Origin of the sequence: Ruegeria sp. HKCCA4812, from assembly GCF_013034245.1 — a bacterium.
GTDB lineage: Bacteria > Pseudomonadota > Alphaproteobacteria > Rhodobacterales > Rhodobacteraceae > Ruegeria.
The window spans coordinates 120955-138012 of record NZ_WQFQ01000003.1; the positions used below are offsets into that span (position 1 = coordinate 120955).

The 17058-nt window shown below is 59.3% G+C and carries 16 protein-coding genes; 5 read left to right on the forward strand and 11 right to left on the reverse strand.

Going from position 1 to position 17058, the window contains the following annotated elements:
- Positions 1-110: 110 nt before the first annotated feature.
- Positions 111-650 (forward strand): adenine phosphoribosyltransferase, encoded by a 540-nt coding sequence (locus tag GOW04_RS10910; RefSeq protein ID WP_171232572.1) that lies wholly within the window; start codon positions 111-113, stop codon positions 648-650.
- Positions 651-820: 170 nt separating this feature from the next.
- A complete protein-coding gene (locus tag GOW04_RS10915) occupies positions 821-1303 on the forward strand; it encodes a fasciclin domain-containing protein (protein WP_170345010.1) in 483 nt (160 codons plus the stop codon).
- Between the two features lie 36 nt (positions 1304-1339).
- Here the strand turns inward: GOW04_RS10915 and GOW04_RS10920 are convergent, their stop codons facing one another.
- The 11 genes from GOW04_RS10920 to coxB form a co-directional block, all read right to left on the reverse strand.
- Positions 1340-2755, reverse strand: coding sequence for an FAD-binding oxidoreductase (locus GOW04_RS10920; RefSeq protein ID WP_171232573.1), 1416 nt, complete (start codon positions 2753-2755; stop codon positions 1340-1342).
- A 38-nt stretch (positions 2756-2793) separates the two neighbouring features.
- Complete coding sequence (locus GOW04_RS10925) at positions 2794-3612, reverse strand: MBL fold metallo-hydrolase (RefSeq protein WP_171232574.1); 819 nt, start codon at positions 3610-3612, stop codon at positions 2794-2796.
- A 102-nt stretch (positions 3613-3714) separates the two neighbouring features.
- On the reverse strand, positions 3715-4299 hold the full coding sequence (locus GOW04_RS10930) for a GNAT family N-acetyltransferase (RefSeq protein ID WP_171117536.1): 585 nt from the start codon (positions 4297-4299) through the stop codon (positions 3715-3717).
- Positions 4299-5561 carry a pitrilysin family protein gene (locus GOW04_RS10935; protein ID WP_171232575.1) on the reverse strand — a complete coding sequence of 421 codons (1263 nt, stop codon included), beginning with the start codon at positions 5559-5561 and terminating at the stop codon, positions 4299-4301. Before GOW04_RS10935 ends, GOW04_RS10930 begins: the two co-directional genes overlap by 1 nt.
- Positions 5558-6946 carry a threonine synthase gene (gene thrC, locus GOW04_RS10940; protein WP_171232576.1) on the reverse strand — a complete coding sequence of 463 codons (1389 nt, stop codon included), beginning with the start codon at positions 6944-6946 and terminating at the stop codon, positions 5558-5560. Before thrC ends, GOW04_RS10935 begins: the two co-directional genes overlap by 4 nt.
- Positions 6943-7620, reverse strand: coding sequence for an SURF1 family protein (locus tag GOW04_RS10945; RefSeq protein WP_171232577.1), 678 nt, complete (start codon positions 7618-7620; stop codon positions 6943-6945). Before GOW04_RS10945 ends, thrC begins: the two co-directional genes overlap by 4 nt.
- Positions 7621-7777: 157 nt before the next feature.
- Positions 7778-8593 (reverse strand): cytochrome c oxidase subunit 3, encoded by an 816-nt coding sequence (locus GOW04_RS10950; RefSeq protein ID WP_171232578.1) that lies wholly within the window; start codon positions 8591-8593, stop codon positions 7778-7780.
- A gap of 22 nt (positions 8594-8615) precedes the next feature.
- Complete coding sequence (locus GOW04_RS10955; protein ID WP_152457260.1) at positions 8616-9191, reverse strand: cytochrome c oxidase assembly protein; 576 nt, start codon at positions 9189-9191, stop codon at positions 8616-8618.
- Entirely contained in the window at positions 9191-9352 is a 162-nt protein-coding gene (locus tag GOW04_RS10960; protein ID WP_171170832.1) for a hypothetical protein, read from the reverse strand. The genes GOW04_RS10955 and GOW04_RS10960 overlap by 1 nt, the downstream gene beginning before the upstream one ends.
- Entirely contained in the window at positions 9349-10299 is a 951-nt protein-coding gene (cyoE, locus tag GOW04_RS10965; protein WP_171232579.1) for a heme o synthase, read from the reverse strand. The genes GOW04_RS10960 and cyoE overlap by 4 nt, the downstream gene beginning before the upstream one ends.
- Before the next feature lie 88 nt (positions 10300-10387).
- Positions 10388-11299 (reverse strand): cytochrome c oxidase subunit II, encoded by a 912-nt coding sequence (gene coxB / locus GOW04_RS10970; RefSeq protein WP_171229600.1) that lies wholly within the window; start codon positions 11297-11299, stop codon positions 10388-10390.
- A 176-nt stretch (positions 11300-11475) separates the two neighbouring features.
- Here coxB and tldD point away from each other — a divergent pair, with 176 nt between their 5' ends.
- The 3 genes from tldD (at position 11476) to topA (ending at position 17054) form a co-directional block, all read left to right on the forward strand.
- Positions 11476-12897 carry a metalloprotease TldD gene (gene tldD, locus GOW04_RS10975; protein ID WP_171232580.1) on the forward strand — a complete coding sequence of 474 codons (1422 nt, stop codon included), beginning with the start codon at positions 11476-11478 and terminating at the stop codon, positions 12895-12897.
- Positions 12898-13134: 237 nt separating this feature from the next.
- Positions 13135-14259 (forward strand): DNA-processing protein DprA, encoded by a 1125-nt coding sequence (gene dprA, locus GOW04_RS10980; RefSeq protein WP_171232581.1) that lies wholly within the window; start codon positions 13135-13137, stop codon positions 14257-14259.
- A 167-nt stretch (positions 14260-14426) separates the two neighbouring features.
- Positions 14427-17054, forward strand: coding sequence for a type I DNA topoisomerase (gene topA, locus GOW04_RS10985; protein ID WP_171232582.1), 2628 nt, complete (start codon positions 14427-14429; stop codon positions 17052-17054).
- Positions 17055-17058: the final 4 nt, after the last annotated feature.

Below are 17058 nucleotides of genomic sequence, written 5' to 3' on the forward strand. Positions count from 1 at the left end.
CAACGCTGCAACCTCACTCCCGTGCTGATCCGGCCGTGGAATTGTTCCTTGCATGGCCAACCCTCTTGGGCCAAACACAATACCTGTGTTTGACGCTAAAAGGTTGGTCCATGTCCAGAAACAAATCTGTCAAAGATTACATCCGAACCATCGTCGATTTCCCCCATGAAGGGATCATGTTTCGGGATGTGACAACCCTGTTTGCCGACCCCCGCGGGTTTCGGATGGCGATTGACCAGATGTTGCACCCCTATGCCGGTGAGCGGATCGACAAAGTGGTCGGGCTTGAAGCACGCGGGTTCATTCTGGGCGGTGCGATTGCGCATCAGTTGAGCGTCGGTTTTGTCCCGATCCGCAAGAAGGGCAAACTGCCCGGCACGACAATCAGCCAAGACTACAAGTTGGAATACGGAGAGGCGATCGTCGAGATCCATGACGATGCCATCCTACCCGGTGAAAAAATTCTGGTGGTTGACGATCTGCTGGCTACGGGCGGAACTGCCGCGGCGGGTATCAAACTGATCGAGCGGCTTGGGGGCGAAATCGTCTCGTGCGCCTTCATCATTGACCTGCCCGATCTTGGTGGCCGTAAAGTGTTGGAAGAGATGGGCATGGACGTGCATGTCCTGTGCGAATTCGAGGGGCTCTGACCAGGAGTTTTTCACAAAAACGTGATTGGAAACCGAAAACCGGGCAGGCTTAGCGCGGTTTTCGCGCCGATCAAGCCGCAAAACGGATCGACTCAAGTGATCTTGTGGTCAGGCTGCCCCGTATACTGGGTGATGCTGCTTGAAGCATTTCAACCCAGGGAGTTAAGCTCATGTTCCGCAAATTCGCCGCCGCCGGTGTCGCCTCGATCCTGTTCAGCACTGCTGCAATCGCCGATGGTCACGGCAAGGACATTGTCGACACGGCTGTCGCCGCTGGCAGCTTTGAAACACTCGTCGCGGCGGTTCAGGCCGCCGAACTGGTGGACACACTCAAGGGCGAAGGTCCTTTCACCGTTTTTGCCCCCACTGATGACGCATTCGCGGCTTTGCCCGAAGGTACGGTCGAAGACTTGCTGAAGCCCGAAAACAAGGATCAGCTGGTTGCCATTCTGACTTACCATGTCGTGCCGGGCAAAGTGATGTCAGGTGATCTGAGCGATGACATGACCGCTGCAACCGTACAAGGCGGCGACATCACGATCGATCTGGATTCGGGTGTGATGGTGAATGACGCCAACGTGGTTCAGGCCGACATCGAAACCAAGAACGGTGTGATCCATGTGATCGACAAGGTGATCCTGCCTGCCTCTTAAGAAACAACCGGGCACGGTCCGACGCTCGGGCCGTGTTCACCCTTTCAGAACCGCGCCGGGATTCATGATGCCCTGCGGGTCCAATGCCAGTTTGATAGCCCGCATCGCGCCCAGCTTGGCTGGATCGCCATAGCGTTCCAAATCGTTGGTTTTGAGGCGCCCGACCCCATGTTCGGCACTGACCGAACCGTCGAAGGCGTAAACCAGATCATGGACGGTCTGCTTGATCGCGCCTCTTTGATCATCAAATTCCGATCGGTGCTGCCCTTTGGGCGGGAACACGTTGTAATGCAGATTGCCGTCACCAAGATGGCCAAAGCAATTGATCCGGAAGGGCCCCAGGCCCGCAATCAATTCTCTGCCTTCGCAAATGAAATCGGGGATTCTGGAAATCGGGATCGAGATATCATGGCTCGACACTGACCCGATCAAACGATTGGCTTCGGGAATGCGTTCGCGCACCGCCCACAAATCGGCCCGCTGCGCTTCACTTTGGGCGATTACTCCGTCCTGAACCTGACCAAGCTCTTCAGCGCGAACAAAGAGTTCCTCCAACGCGGCAAATGGTGATTGCCCGTCAGCCAGACCCAGCTCGATCAATACGCTCCACTCCGGTGGCGAGGCGAACGGTTGGCGAACATCCGGCAGAACCTCGGCCAGAAAATCAAGCCCCTGCCGGTGGATCAGCTCAAACGTGCTGACCGCCTCACCCACCCTGTCCCGCGCCAAAGCCAGCAGGTCGATCGCCGCTTCGGGAGACGCCACCTGAAACACCGCCGTCCCGATACCGGCGGGTCGCGGGAACAGCTTGAGCGATGCGGCAGTGATGATCCCCAGCGTCCCCTCGGCCCCGATCAGCAGATTGCGCAGGTCATAGCCGGTATTGTCCTTTCGCAGCCGGCTGAGGCCGTGCCAGATCTCGCCACTGGGCAACACCGCCTCAAGCCCCAGGCACAGGTCGCGCGCGTTGCCATACCGCAAAACGTTGACGCCCCCTGCATTGGTCGACAGGTTGCCCCCGATCCGGCAGGATCCCTGTGCCGCCAACGACAGAGGAAACAACCGGTTTACCGCCTCGGCTGCGGCCTGAACGTCTTGAAGAATGGCCCCGGCTTCGGCGACCAGAACGTTCTCGGTTGGAAAAACAGACCGGATGGCGGTCATCCGTTCCAACGAAATCACCAGCGGCGCGGGCCCCGCCGACATCACCTGCCCGCCGACCAGGCCAGTGCCGCCACCATATGGAACAATCGGAACCTGTGCCTGCACAGCCAATTTTACCAACTCCGACACCTCATCGGTGTTGCGCGGCAAGGCTAGCAGGCCGACCCGTCCCGAAAAACGTCCGCGCGGTTCTTCCAAATACCGTTCTTCTACGGGGCGCAGCACACCGTCGCCCAGTTTCGAACGGAGCAGCGCGGCAAAACGGTCATCAGCGGGGTTCAAACTCATACGCCTCCAATGCCCAAGCGATGCGGTTGCCGCAAGCCTTATTCAAGATCAATCAGATAGCGCGGCTCAAGCACCACAACCGTGGGGCGGTCCGGAAGGTTCCGCAACGACAGGGTGATCTCCGAAACCCCGTCGCGCTCAACCGGAAATGTATCCCTGATATCCACCAGGAACCGATCCAGCGAGAACTGCGAGAACCAGTGCATCGGAATGATGACAGAACTCTTCAGCCGTTTCAGAACCGCAATCATATCGGGCAGAGGCATGGTGGTCCCGCCATCAACGGCGGCCATGACAACATCCAACCGCCCGAGCGCGGCAAACTGCTCATCCGACGGGACATGATGCAAATGCCCCAGATGACCTATGCACAACCCCTCAACCTCGAACACAAAAATCGAATTGCCGCGTTCTTCGACCCCACCATAAACAGATCGTATATCGGTCGAGACATTGCGCACCAGCATCTCACCCAGATCCAGATGATGCTCGATACCTTTCCCAAACTCTCCCCACCCCGGAAGAACATGCGGAATGGCCGGGTCGGGATTCGCCGTCCAATGCGTGCCGTGGGCATGGTTCATCGTCACCACGTCAGGGATGAGGTTTGCGCTGCCGATAAATCCGGTAAAATCGGTCACCGCATTCAGCCCGCCGCGGGTCTGGATCATGAAAGAGGCATGCGCGATATAGCTGATCCGCACCGAGAATTCCGGTACCGGATCCTGCCAGGCCGCCCTGTGCAGATACTCGATTCCGGGTGCCGCATCGGCAATGGCGACACAATGACTTGGCCGTCGCTCCTGCGCAGCGGCCCCGCCCGAAATCACCATCAATGCCGCAATCAACCAGCGCATACTCCGAGTGTAGCGCAGAACGACGACAAGTCATGCCCCTTGTTCATCTGGCCCCAAATATCCCGGGGGAGGCGCGGCTTGCCGCGACGGGGGCAGCGCCCCCTATCCCGCGTCGGTTCTTCCGCGCCGGTCGGACCGCAGGCTGGCATACAGAACATGCGTCCGCCACCGCCCGTTGATTTGCAAATACGACTGCGCCACGCCTTCGTATTTGAAGGCCGAGCTTTCCAGCAACCCGCGCGACGCCCGGTTTTCCGGCAGGCAGGCGGCTTCGATCCGGCTCAGGTCCAAACGGGTAAAGGCATGGTGAACCATCGCGCCGATGGCTTCACGCATATACCCTTGTCGGGCAAAAGCCTGACCGGTCCAGTACCCCAATGTGCCCGCCTGCGCGGGACCGCGCCGAATGTTGTCCAGCGTGATGGCCCCAACCAACACGTCATCCTCGCGGCGAAACAGAAAAAGCGGGATTGCCGTCCCGGCCGCTACCGAACGTTGTGCCCAATACACACGGTTGGTAAAGGATTTGCGGCTCAGGTGGTCCTTGGCCCAGATCGGTTCCCAAGGTGTCAGATAATCTTTCGAGGCCCGCCGCAACGCGGCCCAATCGTTGAAGTCGGAATGTACTGGCGGGCGCAGGCTGAGCCGCGCAGTCTCGAGTTTCAGCTTGCGTCTGCCCAACAGCATCACGCCGCCCGCCTCTCCTGTAGTTCGGCCAATGTCGGCGCCCCCGAAACCGGCCCGTACAGCGCCAAAGCGGCAGGTGCGTTGACGGCCATCTGCTCGGCAAATACGCGCACATCTTCGGTGCTGACCGCATCAATCCGGGCCACCGTATCCTCCAGAGACGGGACCCGCCCCCAGATCTGTACCAGCCGCGCCAAGCGTTCGGCCCGGTTTGACGGGCTTTCCAGCCCCATCAACATCCCGGCTTTCATCTGCGCACGGGCACGGGCAACCTCTTCCGCGGTCATGTCCTCTGCTGCGCGCTTCATTTCGTCGATGGTGATGGTGGCAAGCTCTGCCACCTGATCTGCCGAGGTACCGGCGTAGATCGTCGTCGTACCGGTATCGGCATAGGCACCGGTCTGGGCAAAGATCGTATAGCACAGCCCGCGCGACTCACGCACCTCCTGGAACAACCGCGAAGACATGCCACCCCCCAAAGCGGTGGAATAGATCTGCGCCGTATAGATCGCATCGTCGCGATAGCCCGGGCTTTCCAGCGCAAGTGCGAAATGGGCCTGCTCCAGCACTTTTTCCTGCCGCGCTTCACCACCGGTAAAACGCGCAGGCTCGGCGATCAGCCCGGTGCGTGGTTGCAGATGACCGAACATCTCTTCGGCCATTTTCATCAGCTGATCGTGATCCACGGCACCGGCAGCGGACAGGATCATCTGATCGGGGCCATAATGCTCTGCTACGAAGCCAGAGAGGTCTTCTCGTGAAAACGCACTGACCCGTTCGGAGGGTCCCAGAATGGTGCGGCCCAAGGGCTGGTCGTGATAGCTCTGCTCCTGCAACCAGTCAAAGATCACATCGTCAGGTGTGTCATAGGCCTGGCCGATCTCCTGAAGGATCACGCCGCGCTCGACCTCGATTTCGCGCGGATCGAAAACCGGGTTCAGAACGATGTCGCCGATCACGTCCATCGCCAGCGCCACGTCGTCTTTCAGAACGCGCGCGTAATAGGCCGTTACCTCGCGCGAAGTATAGGCGTTGATATACCCGCCCACATCCTCGATCGCCTCGGCGATTTGCAGCGCCGAACGTCGCTCGGTTCCCTTGAACGCCATATGCTCAAGGAAATGCGCGATGCCGTTCTGCTCGATCCGCTCATGCCGCCCACCGGCGGTCACCCAGATGCCGATGGCCGCAGATTGCAGCCCCGGCATGTGTTCACTGACGATACGAAAGCCGTTCTTCAGTTGGTCTTGTCTGACAGTCACTCGGCGATGTGCCCTTTGATATGATCCTCGATGGCGCCCAGATCGTTGGCGATCCGGGTCACCTGTTCCGGACGTTCATACAGATCAGACATGCGGGATGGAAGAGGCGGATGCACGCCGCTCGCCTTCTCGACTGCGGCGGGGAACTTGGCGGGATGCGCAGTGGCCAAGGTGATCATCGGGGTATCGGTGGCACGGTGGTCTTCGCCGACCTTGATCCCGACCGCAGTGTGGGGGCAGACCAGTTCCGCGCTGTGGGCAAGCGTATGCCTGATCGTCGCCAGCGTTTCGCCTTCGGACACCCGGCCCGAGTCGAAAGTCTCGCGCAGCGCTTCCATCGCGCCCTGGCTGACGTTGAAACCGCCGGACTTGAGCTCATCCATCAACTGCGCCACGGCACCGCCGTCCTCGCCATAGGCGTAATACAACGCCCGCTCGAAATTCGAGCTGACCTGAATGTCCATCGACGGGCTGATCGAGGGGATGGTGTCGCCCTTGAAATACCCCTCACCCGACAGGCAGCGGTGCAGGATGTCGTTCTGGTTGGTCGCAACGACCAGACGATCGATGGGCAAGCCCATGCGCTTGGCCAGATAGCCTGCGAAGATGTCGCCGAAATTGCCGGTCGGCACGGTGAAGCTGACCTTGCGGTGCGGCGCGCCCAGGCTGACGGCGGCCGAGAAGTAATAGACGATCTGCGCCAGCACCCGGGCAAAGTTGATCGAGTTCACACCCGCCAGCTTGACCCCGTCGCGGAAGTCGAAATCGTTGAACATATCTTTCAGCGCAGCCTGACAATCATCGAAATCGCCATCCACGGCCAGAGCATGAACATTGTTGTCGGCAGGCGTCGTCATCTGGCGGCGCTGCACCTCTGACACGCGGCCATGCGGGAACAGGATGAATACATCCACGGCATCCAGCCCCCGGAAGGCCTCGATCGCGGCCGAGCCGGTGTCACCGCTGGTGGCGCCGACGATGGTCACGCGGTCATTGCGCCGTTTCAGGGCCACCTGGAACAGCTGGCCGATCAACTGCATGGCAAAGTCCTTGAACGCCAGCGTGGGCCCATGGAACAGTTCAAGAAGAAAATGGTTCTCGTTCAGCTGCTTCAATGGCGCGCGGGCGTCATGACCAAATCCTTCATAGGCGCGCGCGATGATCTGCTTGAACTCATCCTCGGCAAAGGACCCGCTGACATAGGGCCACATCACACGGAATGCGATGTCTTCATAGGGCAGACCAGCAAGCGCCGCGATCTCGTCATGGCTCATCACAGGGATCTCGGCGGGCAGATAAAGCCCCCCATCGCGGGCCAATCCGGTCAGCATCGCCTCTTCAAAGGTCAGTTCTGGCGCTTGGCCACGGGTCGAGATGTATTTCATTGCTCTTCACTCTCAGAAGGGGCGCGATTGCGCCACAGGAAATACCCGGTCATCACAGCCCAGACCAGAGCCAAGCCAAACCAGGTGATTGCATATTGCAGGTGATCGTTTGGAATCCCCGCCGTATCCACCGGCAAAGGCGTCACGTTCGGGTCGGTCTGAGACCGCGCGATCAGCAACACCGGCTCGGCCCCCAACGCTGCGGCCAGATTGGGCACGTCCCGGGCAAACCAGATGTTGTCGTCAATATCGGGCTCGGGCGTATAGCTGTCGACCTCATCCGGCCAGTGCAGGTTGCCGGTGATCTCCATCGGACCGGTCAGACGCGGCGCCTGTTTTGCCGTTGTCGGCACAAACCCCCGATCGACCAGAATTGTGCGGTCCTCGGTGCTGAACGATTGGATGATGCGATACCCTGCCCCGACCTGTTTGACCGAAACAAGCACATGGATTTCGCCTGGTTCCATCTCACCCGAAACCGTAACCGGAAGGTATTTGTCGGTGTCCTCTGAAACCTGCCTGGGCAAGGCGATGGGGTCGGCTGAAATGCGGCTTTCGATCTCTGCCAACAGCTCCTGTTTCCAGGCCAAACGCTGCGTCTGCCAGATCCCCAGCGACAGCAGAACGCCCAAACCGGCCAGGCCGAAGATCAGCAGGAACAGAATGCGGCGCATGGCAGGGTCGAACCTCGTTTCAGGAACCGGCGTCTTGTTAAGGGGCGTGTGGGCCAAATTGCAACCACGCAATTGTATGGGGCGCAATCTTGCGCCCGGAACAGAGAAAAAGCCGCCCCTCAAGGGCGGCTTTTGCAATTTGATCAGCTGATCGGGCTTACATCAGCGGGGCCTGGCCCCAGATGTAGACCGCGAAAAACAGGAACAGCCAGACAACGTCAACGAAGTGCCAGTACCAGGCCGCCGCTTCGAACCCGACATGCTTTTCCGGTGTGAAGTCGCCTTTGAGGGCCCGGATCAGGCAGACCGACAGGAAGATGGTGCCGATGATTACGTGGAATCCATGGAAACCGGTCGCCATGAAGAAGTTCGAATAGAACTGATCATCGCCAAATTTCCAGCCTTCATGGGCCAGCAGCTCGTAATACTCGAACGCCTGCAAACCGGTAAAGGCAACGCCCAGAACGATACCGATGGCCAGGCCGTTGATCAGCGCTTTCCGGTCATTGTCATGCACCAGCGCGTGGTGCGCCCAGGTAATAGCACAGCCTGACAGCAGCAGAACCAGAGTGTTGATCAGCGGCAGGTGGAACGGGTCAACCGCGTGGATGTCCGGCTGGATGTATTCGGTGCCGGCATAGTCGTACATCGGGTACATGCGATGTTTGAAGAACGACCAGAACCAGGCAAAGAAGAACATCACCTCGGACATGACGAACAGGATGAAACCGTAACGCAGACCGATGCGAACGACAGGGGTGTGATCCCCCTGGCGGCTTTCGACAACAACTTCGGACCACCATGCGAACATGGTGTAAAGAACTGCGACCAGACCGGCCCAGAACATCCACGGGGTCAATCCGTGCATCCAAAGGACGGCTCCGAACAACATCACAAAGCCGCCGACAGCTCCGATCAGAGGCCAGATCGACGGGGCCAGAATGTGATAATCATGGTTTTTAGCGTGTGCCATCAGCGTCCCTCACCTACAGGCGTTAGTTCGTGTTTGTTTCTGCCTGCGCTTCAAGGGCGGCATAGCCCTCTGGCAGGTCAATTTCGTAGAATGTATACGACAGCGTGATCGTATGAACATACTTTGCTTCAAGATCTTCGACCATTTCAGGATCGACGAAGAAGGTCACCGGCATCTCTACCCGCTCGCCGGGTTGCAGCACCTGCTCTTCAAAGCAGAAACAGGCAATTTTTTGAAAATACCCGCCTGCCGAATAGGGTGCCACATTGTATGAGGCCTGACCCGCTATTGGACGATCCGTTGGGTTGTAGGCCTCATAGAAAGCCAGCCCGGTCTCGCCGATGCGCACTTCCATCTCGCGAACGACCGGTTTGAATTCCCAAGCCATGTTTTTGGCCTTGGACGCATCAAAACGTACGGTGACCGTGCGGTCCAGAATGTCTTCGGGGGCGGCTTCGGCCACACCGGTTGTACCGCCAAATCCGGTTACGCGGCAGAACCAGTCGTAGAATGGTACCGCCGCCCAGGCCAGGCTGCCCATCAGGACAACCACACCTACGGTTTGAGCGACCGTTTTCTGTGGACCAGACAAAGCCATCAGTTCTGGACCTCCTGTGTGGCCATATTGAAATCAGTGCCCGAGACCTTGACGATCGTCAGGCCAAAAATGATCACGATAAAGGCAACCAGTGTCAGTCCAACGCCCAGATTGCGGCTGAACCGTCGCTGATGCAGTTCATGGCTTTTGCGCAGGCTCATGACCATCCTCCCAAACCATAGGGTTTCAGCAAGGCTTCGGCCAGAATAGCGCCGAAATGCAGGAAGAGGTAGAGCAGCGAAAGCTTGAAAAAGCTGCGTTCGACCTTGAAGTTATCGGCCTCCGAGTCATCCTCGGTCCGACGCGAAATTTGCCAGGCGCCGCGCAGGAACAACGCGTTCAACACCAAAGCCACGGTCAGATAGATGGGACCACCGATGCCAGAGAATGCGGTTCCCACCGCCAGTATCGCCAGCAGGGCCGTATAGACGAGAATGTGCACACGCGTTGCACGGCGGCCGTGAGTCACAGTCAGCATGGGCACGCCCGCATCGTCATAGTCCGAGCGCATGAACAGGGCCAGAGCCCAGAAATGCGGCGGTGTCCACATGAAGGTCAGGGCGAACATCAGCCACGGCTCAACCGCCATGGACCCTGTTGCGGCCACCCAGCCGATCACCGGAGGGAAAGCGCCCGCCGCACCACCGATCACGATGTTCTGCGGCGTCGAGCGCTTCAGCCACATCGTGTAGACAACGACATAGAAAAAAATTGTGAAGCCCAGAAACGCACCCGCGAACCAGTTGGTTGCCAGACCCAGCATAATCACGGACAGGCCGGACAATGCCAGCCCCAGCGCCAGCGCCTCGCCCTCTTCGACTTTGCCGGCGGGGATCGGGCGACCTTTGGTGCGTTTCATCACCTTGTCGATATCCGCATCCCACCACATGTTCAGCGCACCGGATGCGCCGCCACCGATGGCGATGAACAGAATGGCGCAGAACCCGACGAAGGGGTGGACCGGAACCGGGGCCGCCAGCAGACCGACCAGCGCCGTAAACACGACCAGAGACATCACGCGTGGCTTCAGCAAGGCGAAGTAATCGCCAAAGCTAGCCTCGTCCGCGTGGGCGGTCGCTGTGCTGGCATTGATGCTTGCGTCGGTCATCTCGGGTCCTTCTGGGGCGAAAGCTGCGCGGTCAGCCCGCACAGCCTGCATTTCGTGTCAGGCGGGCTTCAACCCGCCCTCAGTGTGCTCAGTTCGATGCAACCTGATAGCTTTGCGGCAAACCGGCATATTCTTCGATCGCGCCTTGCAGCCACTGGTCATACGCTTCCTGGCTGACGACTTTCACGGTGATTGGCATATAGGCGTGGTCTTTGCCGCAGAGTTCCGAACACTGACCGAAGTAGATGCCTTCCTTCTCGGCCTCGAACCACAGTTCCGCCAGACGCCCGGGCACGCCATCCTGCTTCACGCCGAAGGATGGGATGGTCCAGGAGTGAATCACGTCAGATGCGGTAACCTGCATCACGACAACCTTGCCAACCGGAACAACAACGGCAGTGTCCGTGGCCAGCAGCCATTCGTCATCGCTGTAACCCGCATCTGCCAGCTTCGCGCGCATGGCATCGTCAAGCACAAACGGGGTCACGTCGGCGTCAGCCGGGCGCGCGCCCTCGTCCAGAGTGGCCGGATGGCCCAGCAGGTAGCTGTCGAAGGCAAAATCGTGATCAACATATTCATAGGTCCAGTACCACTGGTTGCCCACGACTTTGATGGTGATGTCGCCTTCCGGGATCTCCTGCTGTTTGAACAGAACTGGCAGCGAAAACGCACCGATGAAGACCAGAATCAGGATTGGGCCAAGGGTCCATGCAATCTCAACCGGGGTATAGTGCGAAAAACGTGCCGGTTTCGGGTTAACGCGTTCGTTGTAACGCACGATGCAATAAACCAGCAGGCCAGCAACCAGCAGGCAGATGACGGTGATGATCACCAGAATCATGCCGTCCAGACGCTGAATTCCTGTGGCAAGGCTGGTGGCTGCCGGCTGAAAGCCCATACCGCCGTCAACCGGTTTGCCAATAATCTCAAGCTCCTGAGCCATGGCTGGAAGGCTGGAGAGGGCTGTCATAAACCCTGAAAGCATCAAAGCATTCTTCATGTTCTGTCCTGATCGTTTGATCTTTGCGTCCCTGGCGAAAAGGTGTGAATCGGTCGCACCTCTCCCGTTGTCTTTGGCCGCGTTAAAAACCATATTCCGTCGGGTAGATAAAGCAAAATGCTTGCGTCAAACAGACGCTATTTTTGATCTGGATCAAACCCGAAAGGTCCCAACCCATGTCCGACGCCCCGTTTCGCCCGTTTGAAAGCGCTTTACCGCACGATGAAGCGCTTGCCATTTTGCACTCGGCCACGGACGGGGCCGAGGACGGAGAGCTGTTTGTCGAGCGGCGAAAATCCGAGTCTCTCGTGTTCGATGACGGCCGTCTGCGCACCGCGTCTTACGATGCGTCGGAAGGGTTCGGGCTGCGTGCCGTACAAGGTGAAGTGGCTGGATATGCGCATTCCACAGACGTTTCGATTCCTGCCCTGAAACGGGCGGCGGAAACGGCAAGACTGGCTGTCGGGGATGGCGGCGGGGTCTTGGCGGATGCTCCGCGCTCCACCAATACGCGCCTCTACACGGACGAAGACCCGATTGATTCTGCCGCGTTCCCGGTCAAGATCGAGACATTGCGTGAGATCGACGCCTTCGCCCGCGATCTGGACCCGCGTGTGGTTCAGGTCAGCGCCACGATCGCGGCAGCCGTGCAAGAAATCGAGATTCTGCGCCCTGACGGTGTGATGGTTCGCGATGTGCGCCCCATGACCCGCGTGAACGTATCGGTCATTGTCGAACAGAACGGACGCCGCGAAAGCGGATCCGCCGGTGGTGGTGGCCGGGTTGGCCTGAGCGGGTTGATCGACCCCGCCGACTGGCAGGCCAAGGCCCGCGAAGCCCTGCGTATCGCACTGGTCAACCTGGACGCAGTTCCTGCGCCGGCCGGTGTCATGGAAGTTGCGCTTGGCCCCGGCTGGCCCGGCATCCTGCTGCACGAGGCCATCGGCCACGGCCTGGAAGGCGACTTCAACCGCAAGGGCAGCTCGGCCTTTGCCGGGTTGATGGGGCAGCAGATTGCTTCAAAAGGTGTGACCGTGGTGGATGACGGCACGATTGCTGATCGTCGCGGTTCGATCACCGTGGATGATGAGGGCACGCCCAGCGCGCGCACGGTGCTGATCGAAGATGGCGTGCTGACCGGCTACATGCAGGACCGCCAGAATGCGCGGCTGATGGGGGTTGCTCCTACGGGCAACGGGCGGCGGCAGAGCTATGCGCACAAACCCATGCCGCGCATGACCAACACGATCATGCTGGGTGGCGAAGCCGACCCGCGGGCTCTGGTAGCCGATATCAAGGACGGTATCTGGGCGGTTGGATTCGGCGGCGGTCAGGTGGACATCACCAATGGCAAGTTCGTTTTCTCGTGCACCGAGGCGTATCGTGTCGAAAACGGCAAAATCGGCGCGCCGGTCAAGGGCGCCACGTTGATTGGTGACGGGCCATCGGCCTTGAAACGTATCCGAGGGCTGGGCAACGATATGGCGCTGGACCCCGGCATGGGTACTTGTGGCAAGGACGGACAATGGGTGCCGGTAGGTGTTGGCCAGCCGACCGTCCTTATGGACGGGCTGACTGTCGGCGGTTCGGCCGCCTGAGTCGGACGCGGCGCAGTCCAAGAGGCGCAGGGTTAACCCAGCGTCTCTTTTTTCCGAAGATCGCCTTAGGTGACCAAAGCGCCCTTTCTGACTGAGCATTATTTATTTTACTTATTATCAATGTGTTATGTGCTTTCCCCCGACAGAATTGCAAATAATCACTTCTAATTTTCAACGATTCACAAGCTGTTAACTGCCTGTCCCGTAAACCAGTTCTGCAACAAGGCGGAGCAACGGATGACCGAAGAGCAGCTTTCTTCCTATCACCCCCCACTCCCACCCACCACGGAAGAGGACCGGTTCTCGTGGCTTCGTCTGTTGCGTTCTCGCAAGGTCGGTCCGGTGACATTTCGTCGGCTGCTTCGCGAACATGGCTCAGCGCAGAACGCGCTGGCCGCGCTGCCTGAAATGGCACGCGCCGCCGGTATAAAAGGGTATGAAACCTGCCCCCCCGGCGTGATCGAGGCGGAACTCAGGGCCGCAAAAGCCGCTAAAGCGCGGCTTTTGTGCCTTGGGTCCGCTGAATTCCCCGCGGCCCTGGCTGAACTGAACGAAGCCCCGCCGCTGCTTTGGGCGATCGGAGACGTTTCGCTGCTGCAAAAACCAGCAATTGCGATGGTCGGCGCGCGAAACTGTTCCTCGCTCGGCGCGCGGATGGCACGTGGCCTGGCCACCGAACTGGGCAGCAAAGGGCACGTTATCGTCTCGGGCTTGGCGCGTGGCATCGATACAGCCGCGCATATGGCCGCGCTGGAAACCGGCACGGTGGCAGTCATGGCCGGTGGCGTTGATGTGATCTATCCGGCCGAAAACACGGAACTGGCCCATGACATCGCGTCCCGCGGCTTGCGGATTTCGGAACAACCGATGGGCGTGACACCCCAGGCCCGGCACTTTCCACGCCGAAATCGGATCATTTCGGGGCTTGCGCAGGCGGTTGTCGTCGTCGAGGCTGCCGCCAAGTCCGGCAGTCTGATCACGGCACGGGACGCACTGGATCAGGGGCGCGAGGTTCTGGCCGTTCCCGGCCATCCATTCGATGCGCGGGCCGCCGGCTGCAATCTGTTGATTCGTGATGGCGCCACACTTGTCCGATCCGCTGAAGACGTTATTGAAGCCTTGCCGAGGCAGGACGACCTGTTTTCCCGGCCAATCGAACCGCCCTCGGGACCAATCGCGCGTCCCGCAAGAGACCTGCACGAGCAAATCATCGCGCGGCTTGGCCCCTCGCCCATCGCCGAGGATCAATTGCTGCGGGATATCGCGGCTTCGGCCGGTGAGCTTGGACCGGCGCTGATCGACCTTGAACTTGACGGGCGAATCCAGCGTCAGCCCGGAGGTCTGCTGTCGCTGGCAAGTTGATCGTACACTCGTTCCAGCGTGCCTGGTTTGTTAAGATCGGTGGTAGCGCACTGAAATCACGGCGCTTTTCCACCGGCGAAAGGAACGCATTGACAATTCCTGCTTGCCCCACACATTTTGCACCACCATAGAAGGCGCCAAATTCGTCGAGCGAGGTTTCCCCTTAAATGCCCGTAGTTGTTGTAGAATCTCCGGCCAAAGCAAAAACAATCAATAAATACCTGGGCCCCGACTACACGGTTCTGGCCTCTTACGGCCATGTGCGGGACCTGCCGCCAAAGGATGGATCGGTCGATCCTGAACATGACTTCTCGATGAAATGGGAGGTCGGCAACGACAGCCGCAAGCATGTCAAGGCCATTGCCGACGCGTTGAAAGAAGACAATGCGCTGATCCTCGCCACCGACCCCGACCGCGAGGGCGAGGCGATCAGCTGGCACCTGCAGGAGGCGTTGACCAAACGCCGCTCGATCAAGAAGGATACGCCCGTCAGCCGCGTCACCTTCAACGCCATCACCAAGGACGCCGTGACCGAGGCGATGCAGAACCCGCGTCAGGTCGATATGCCGTTGGTCGAGGCCTATCTGGCCCGCCGCGCGCTGGATTATCTGGTTGGGTTTAACCTTTCTCCGGTTTTGTGGCGCAAACTGCCAGGTGCGAAATCGGCAGGTCGCGTGCAATCCGTCTGTCTGCGCCTGATCGTCGAACGCGAGATGGAAATAGAGGCATTCAAGCCGGTGGAATACTGGTCGGTTCGGGCGCTGTTCGAGACACCGCGCGGGCAGACCTATGAGGCGCGTCTGGTCACGCTGGCCGGCAAGAAGCTGGACAAGCACGATCTGGCCAATGCGACGCAGGCCGAGCTTGCGGTTCAGGCCATCACCAGCCGCGCGCTGAGCGTGACTTCGGTCGAGGCCAAACCCGCCGCCCGCAACCCCAGCGCGCCGTTCATGACATCGACTCTGCAACAGGAAGCCAGCCGCAAGTTCGGCATGGGCGCGCGCCACGCAATGCAGGTGGCGCAGCGGCTTTATGAGGCCGGGTACATTACCTATATGCGGACCGACGGCATCGACATGGCGCCTGAGGCCGTGGCAGCCACGCGCGAAACAATCGCGGATCGCTACGGCGCTGAATATGTGCCGGATAGCCCGCGCATGTATAAGAACAAGGCCAAGAACGCTCAGGAAGCGCACGAGTGTATCCGCCCGACGGATATGTCGCGCGACGCCAAGGCGCTGAAGGTCACGGATGAAGATCAGCGCAAGCTTTACGATCTGATCTGGAAACGCACCATCGCCTGTCAGATGGCTGCCGCGCGTCTGGAGCGCACCACCGTCGAGGTCGGCAGTGACGACGGTCAGGTCGGCCTTCGCGCCACCGGCCAGGTGGTAATGTTCGATGGGTTCATGCGGGTATACGAAGAAGGCCGGGATGACGTCGCGGACGAGGATGAAAAGCGTCTGCCACAGATCACGCAGGGCGATCCGGCCCGTTTTGCCAAAACCTCTCTGAAGGATCAGTTTGCCAAGGCGACCAGCGAAAGCGGCGATAAGATCGCGAAAGAAGCAATCCTGTCCGAGAACGAATCCGTTCTGGCCCTTCAACACCACACCCAACCGCCCCCGCGCTATACCGAAGCGACACTGGTCAAAAGGATGGAAGAGCTGGGGATCGGGCGCCCATCAACCTATGCCTCGATCGTAACGACGATCCAGGACCGGGAATATGTCCGCAAGGACAAGAATAGGCTGATCCCCGAGGAAAAAGGCCGGATCGTCACGATTTTCTTGCTGAATTTCTTCCGGCAGTATGTAGGGTATGAATTCACTGCCAATCTGGAAAAAGAACTGGATGACGTCAGCGCCGGGGAGCGAGACTACAAGGACCTGCTGGGCAAGTTTTGGCGTGATTTTTCAGCCGCGATTGGCGAGACATCAGAACTGCGGATTTCGGAAGTGTTGGACAAGCTCGACGAAGCTCTGGCTCCGCAGCTCTACCCGCCGCGCGAGGATGGGTCCGATCCGCGTATCTGCCCGAAATGCGGCACCGGTCAGTTGCACCTGAAGACCTCTCGTACGGGTGGGTTCGTTGGGTGCGGGAACTATCCGGAATGTACCTATACGCGCCCGATTGCCGGTGAAGGCGCGGAAGGTGACGAAAGGCTGCTGGGCGAAGATGCTGGGGATGAGATCTGGTTGAAATCCGGCCGCTTCGGTCCTTACGTTCAACGGGGCGAACCCACGCCCGAGAACAAAAAGCCCCCGCGCGCATCCCTTCCGCGCGGGTGGAGCAAGGATGACATGGATCTGGAAAAGGCGCTGACGCTACTGTCCCTGCCTCGTCAGATCGGCGAACACCCCGAAGGCGGCATGATCAGCGCGAATTTCGGGCGGTTCGGGCCTTACCTGATGCATCAGCTGCCGGAGGAGCCGAAGCCGGTCTATGCCAATCTGAAAGACCCCAATGACGTGTTCGAGATCGGCATGAACCGCGCCGTTGAATTGCTGGCCGAAAAACGGGCAAACCCTGGTCGTGGGCGGCGGGCCGCGGCAAAACCTCTGAAAGAACTGGGCGAGCATCCCGATGGCGGCGCGATGCAGGTTTTGGACGGGCGCTATGGGCCATATGTGAAATGGGAAAAGGTCAACGCGACGATCCCCAAGGACATCAAACCCGAGGACGTAACGCAGGAAATGGCCATCGAGCTTGTCAACGAGCGCGCTGCCAAAAAAGGCACCAAGAAAAAGGCCACGTCCAAAAAGAAAGCAACCACCAAGAAAGCAACAACCTAGGCTG

Excerpts from the sequence above, each read along its gene's own strand:
- GOW04_RS10910 (WP_171232572.1), top strand. The coding sequence starts at position 111 with ATGTCCAGAAACAAATCTGTCAAAGATTACATCCGAACCATCGTCGAT.
- GOW04_RS10915 (WP_170345010.1), top strand. The coding sequence starts at position 821 with ATGTTCCGCAAATTCGCCGCCGCCGGTGTCGCCTCGATCCTGTTCAGC.
- GOW04_RS10920 (WP_171232573.1), bottom strand. The coding sequence starts at position 2,755 with ATGAGTTTGAACCCCGCTGATGACCGTTTTGCCGCGCTGCTCCGTTCG.
- GOW04_RS10925 (WP_171232574.1), bottom strand. The coding sequence starts at position 3,612 with ATGCGCTGGTTGATTGCGGCATTGATGGTGATTTCGGGCGGGGCCGCT.
- GOW04_RS10930 (WP_171117536.1), bottom strand. The coding sequence starts at position 4,299 with ATGCTGTTGGGCAGACGCAAGCTGAAACTCGAGACTGCGCGGCTCAGC.
- thrC (WP_171232576.1), bottom strand. The coding sequence starts at position 6,946 with ATGAAATACATCTCGACCCGTGGCCAAGCGCCAGAACTGACCTTTGAA.
- GOW04_RS10945 (WP_171232577.1), bottom strand. The coding sequence starts at position 7,620 with ATGCGCCGCATTCTGTTCCTGCTGATCTTCGGCCTGGCCGGTTTGGGC.
- GOW04_RS10950 (WP_171232578.1), bottom strand. The coding sequence starts at position 8,593 with ATGGCACACGCTAAAAACCATGATTATCACATTCTGGCCCCGTCGATC.
- GOW04_RS10955 (WP_152457260.1), bottom strand. The coding sequence starts at position 9,191 with ATGGCTTTGTCTGGTCCACAGAAAACGGTCGCTCAAACCGTAGGTGTG.
- GOW04_RS10960 (WP_171170832.1), bottom strand. The coding sequence starts at position 9,352 with ATGAGCCTGCGCAAAAGCCATGAACTGCATCAGCGACGGTTCAGCCGC.
- cyoE (WP_171232579.1), bottom strand. The coding sequence starts at position 10,299 with ATGACCGACGCAAGCATCAATGCCAGCACAGCGACCGCCCACGCGGAC.
- coxB (WP_171229600.1), bottom strand. The coding sequence starts at position 11,299 with ATGAAGAATGCTTTGATGCTTTCAGGGTTTATGACAGCCCTCTCCAGC.
- tldD (WP_171232580.1), top strand. The coding sequence starts at position 11,476 with ATGTCCGACGCCCCGTTTCGCCCGTTTGAAAGCGCTTTACCGCACGAT.
- dprA (WP_171232581.1), top strand. The coding sequence starts at position 13,135 with ATGACCGAAGAGCAGCTTTCTTCCTATCACCCCCCACTCCCACCCACC.
- topA (WP_171232582.1), top strand. The coding sequence starts at position 14,427 with ATGCCCGTAGTTGTTGTAGAATCTCCGGCCAAAGCAAAAACAATCAAT.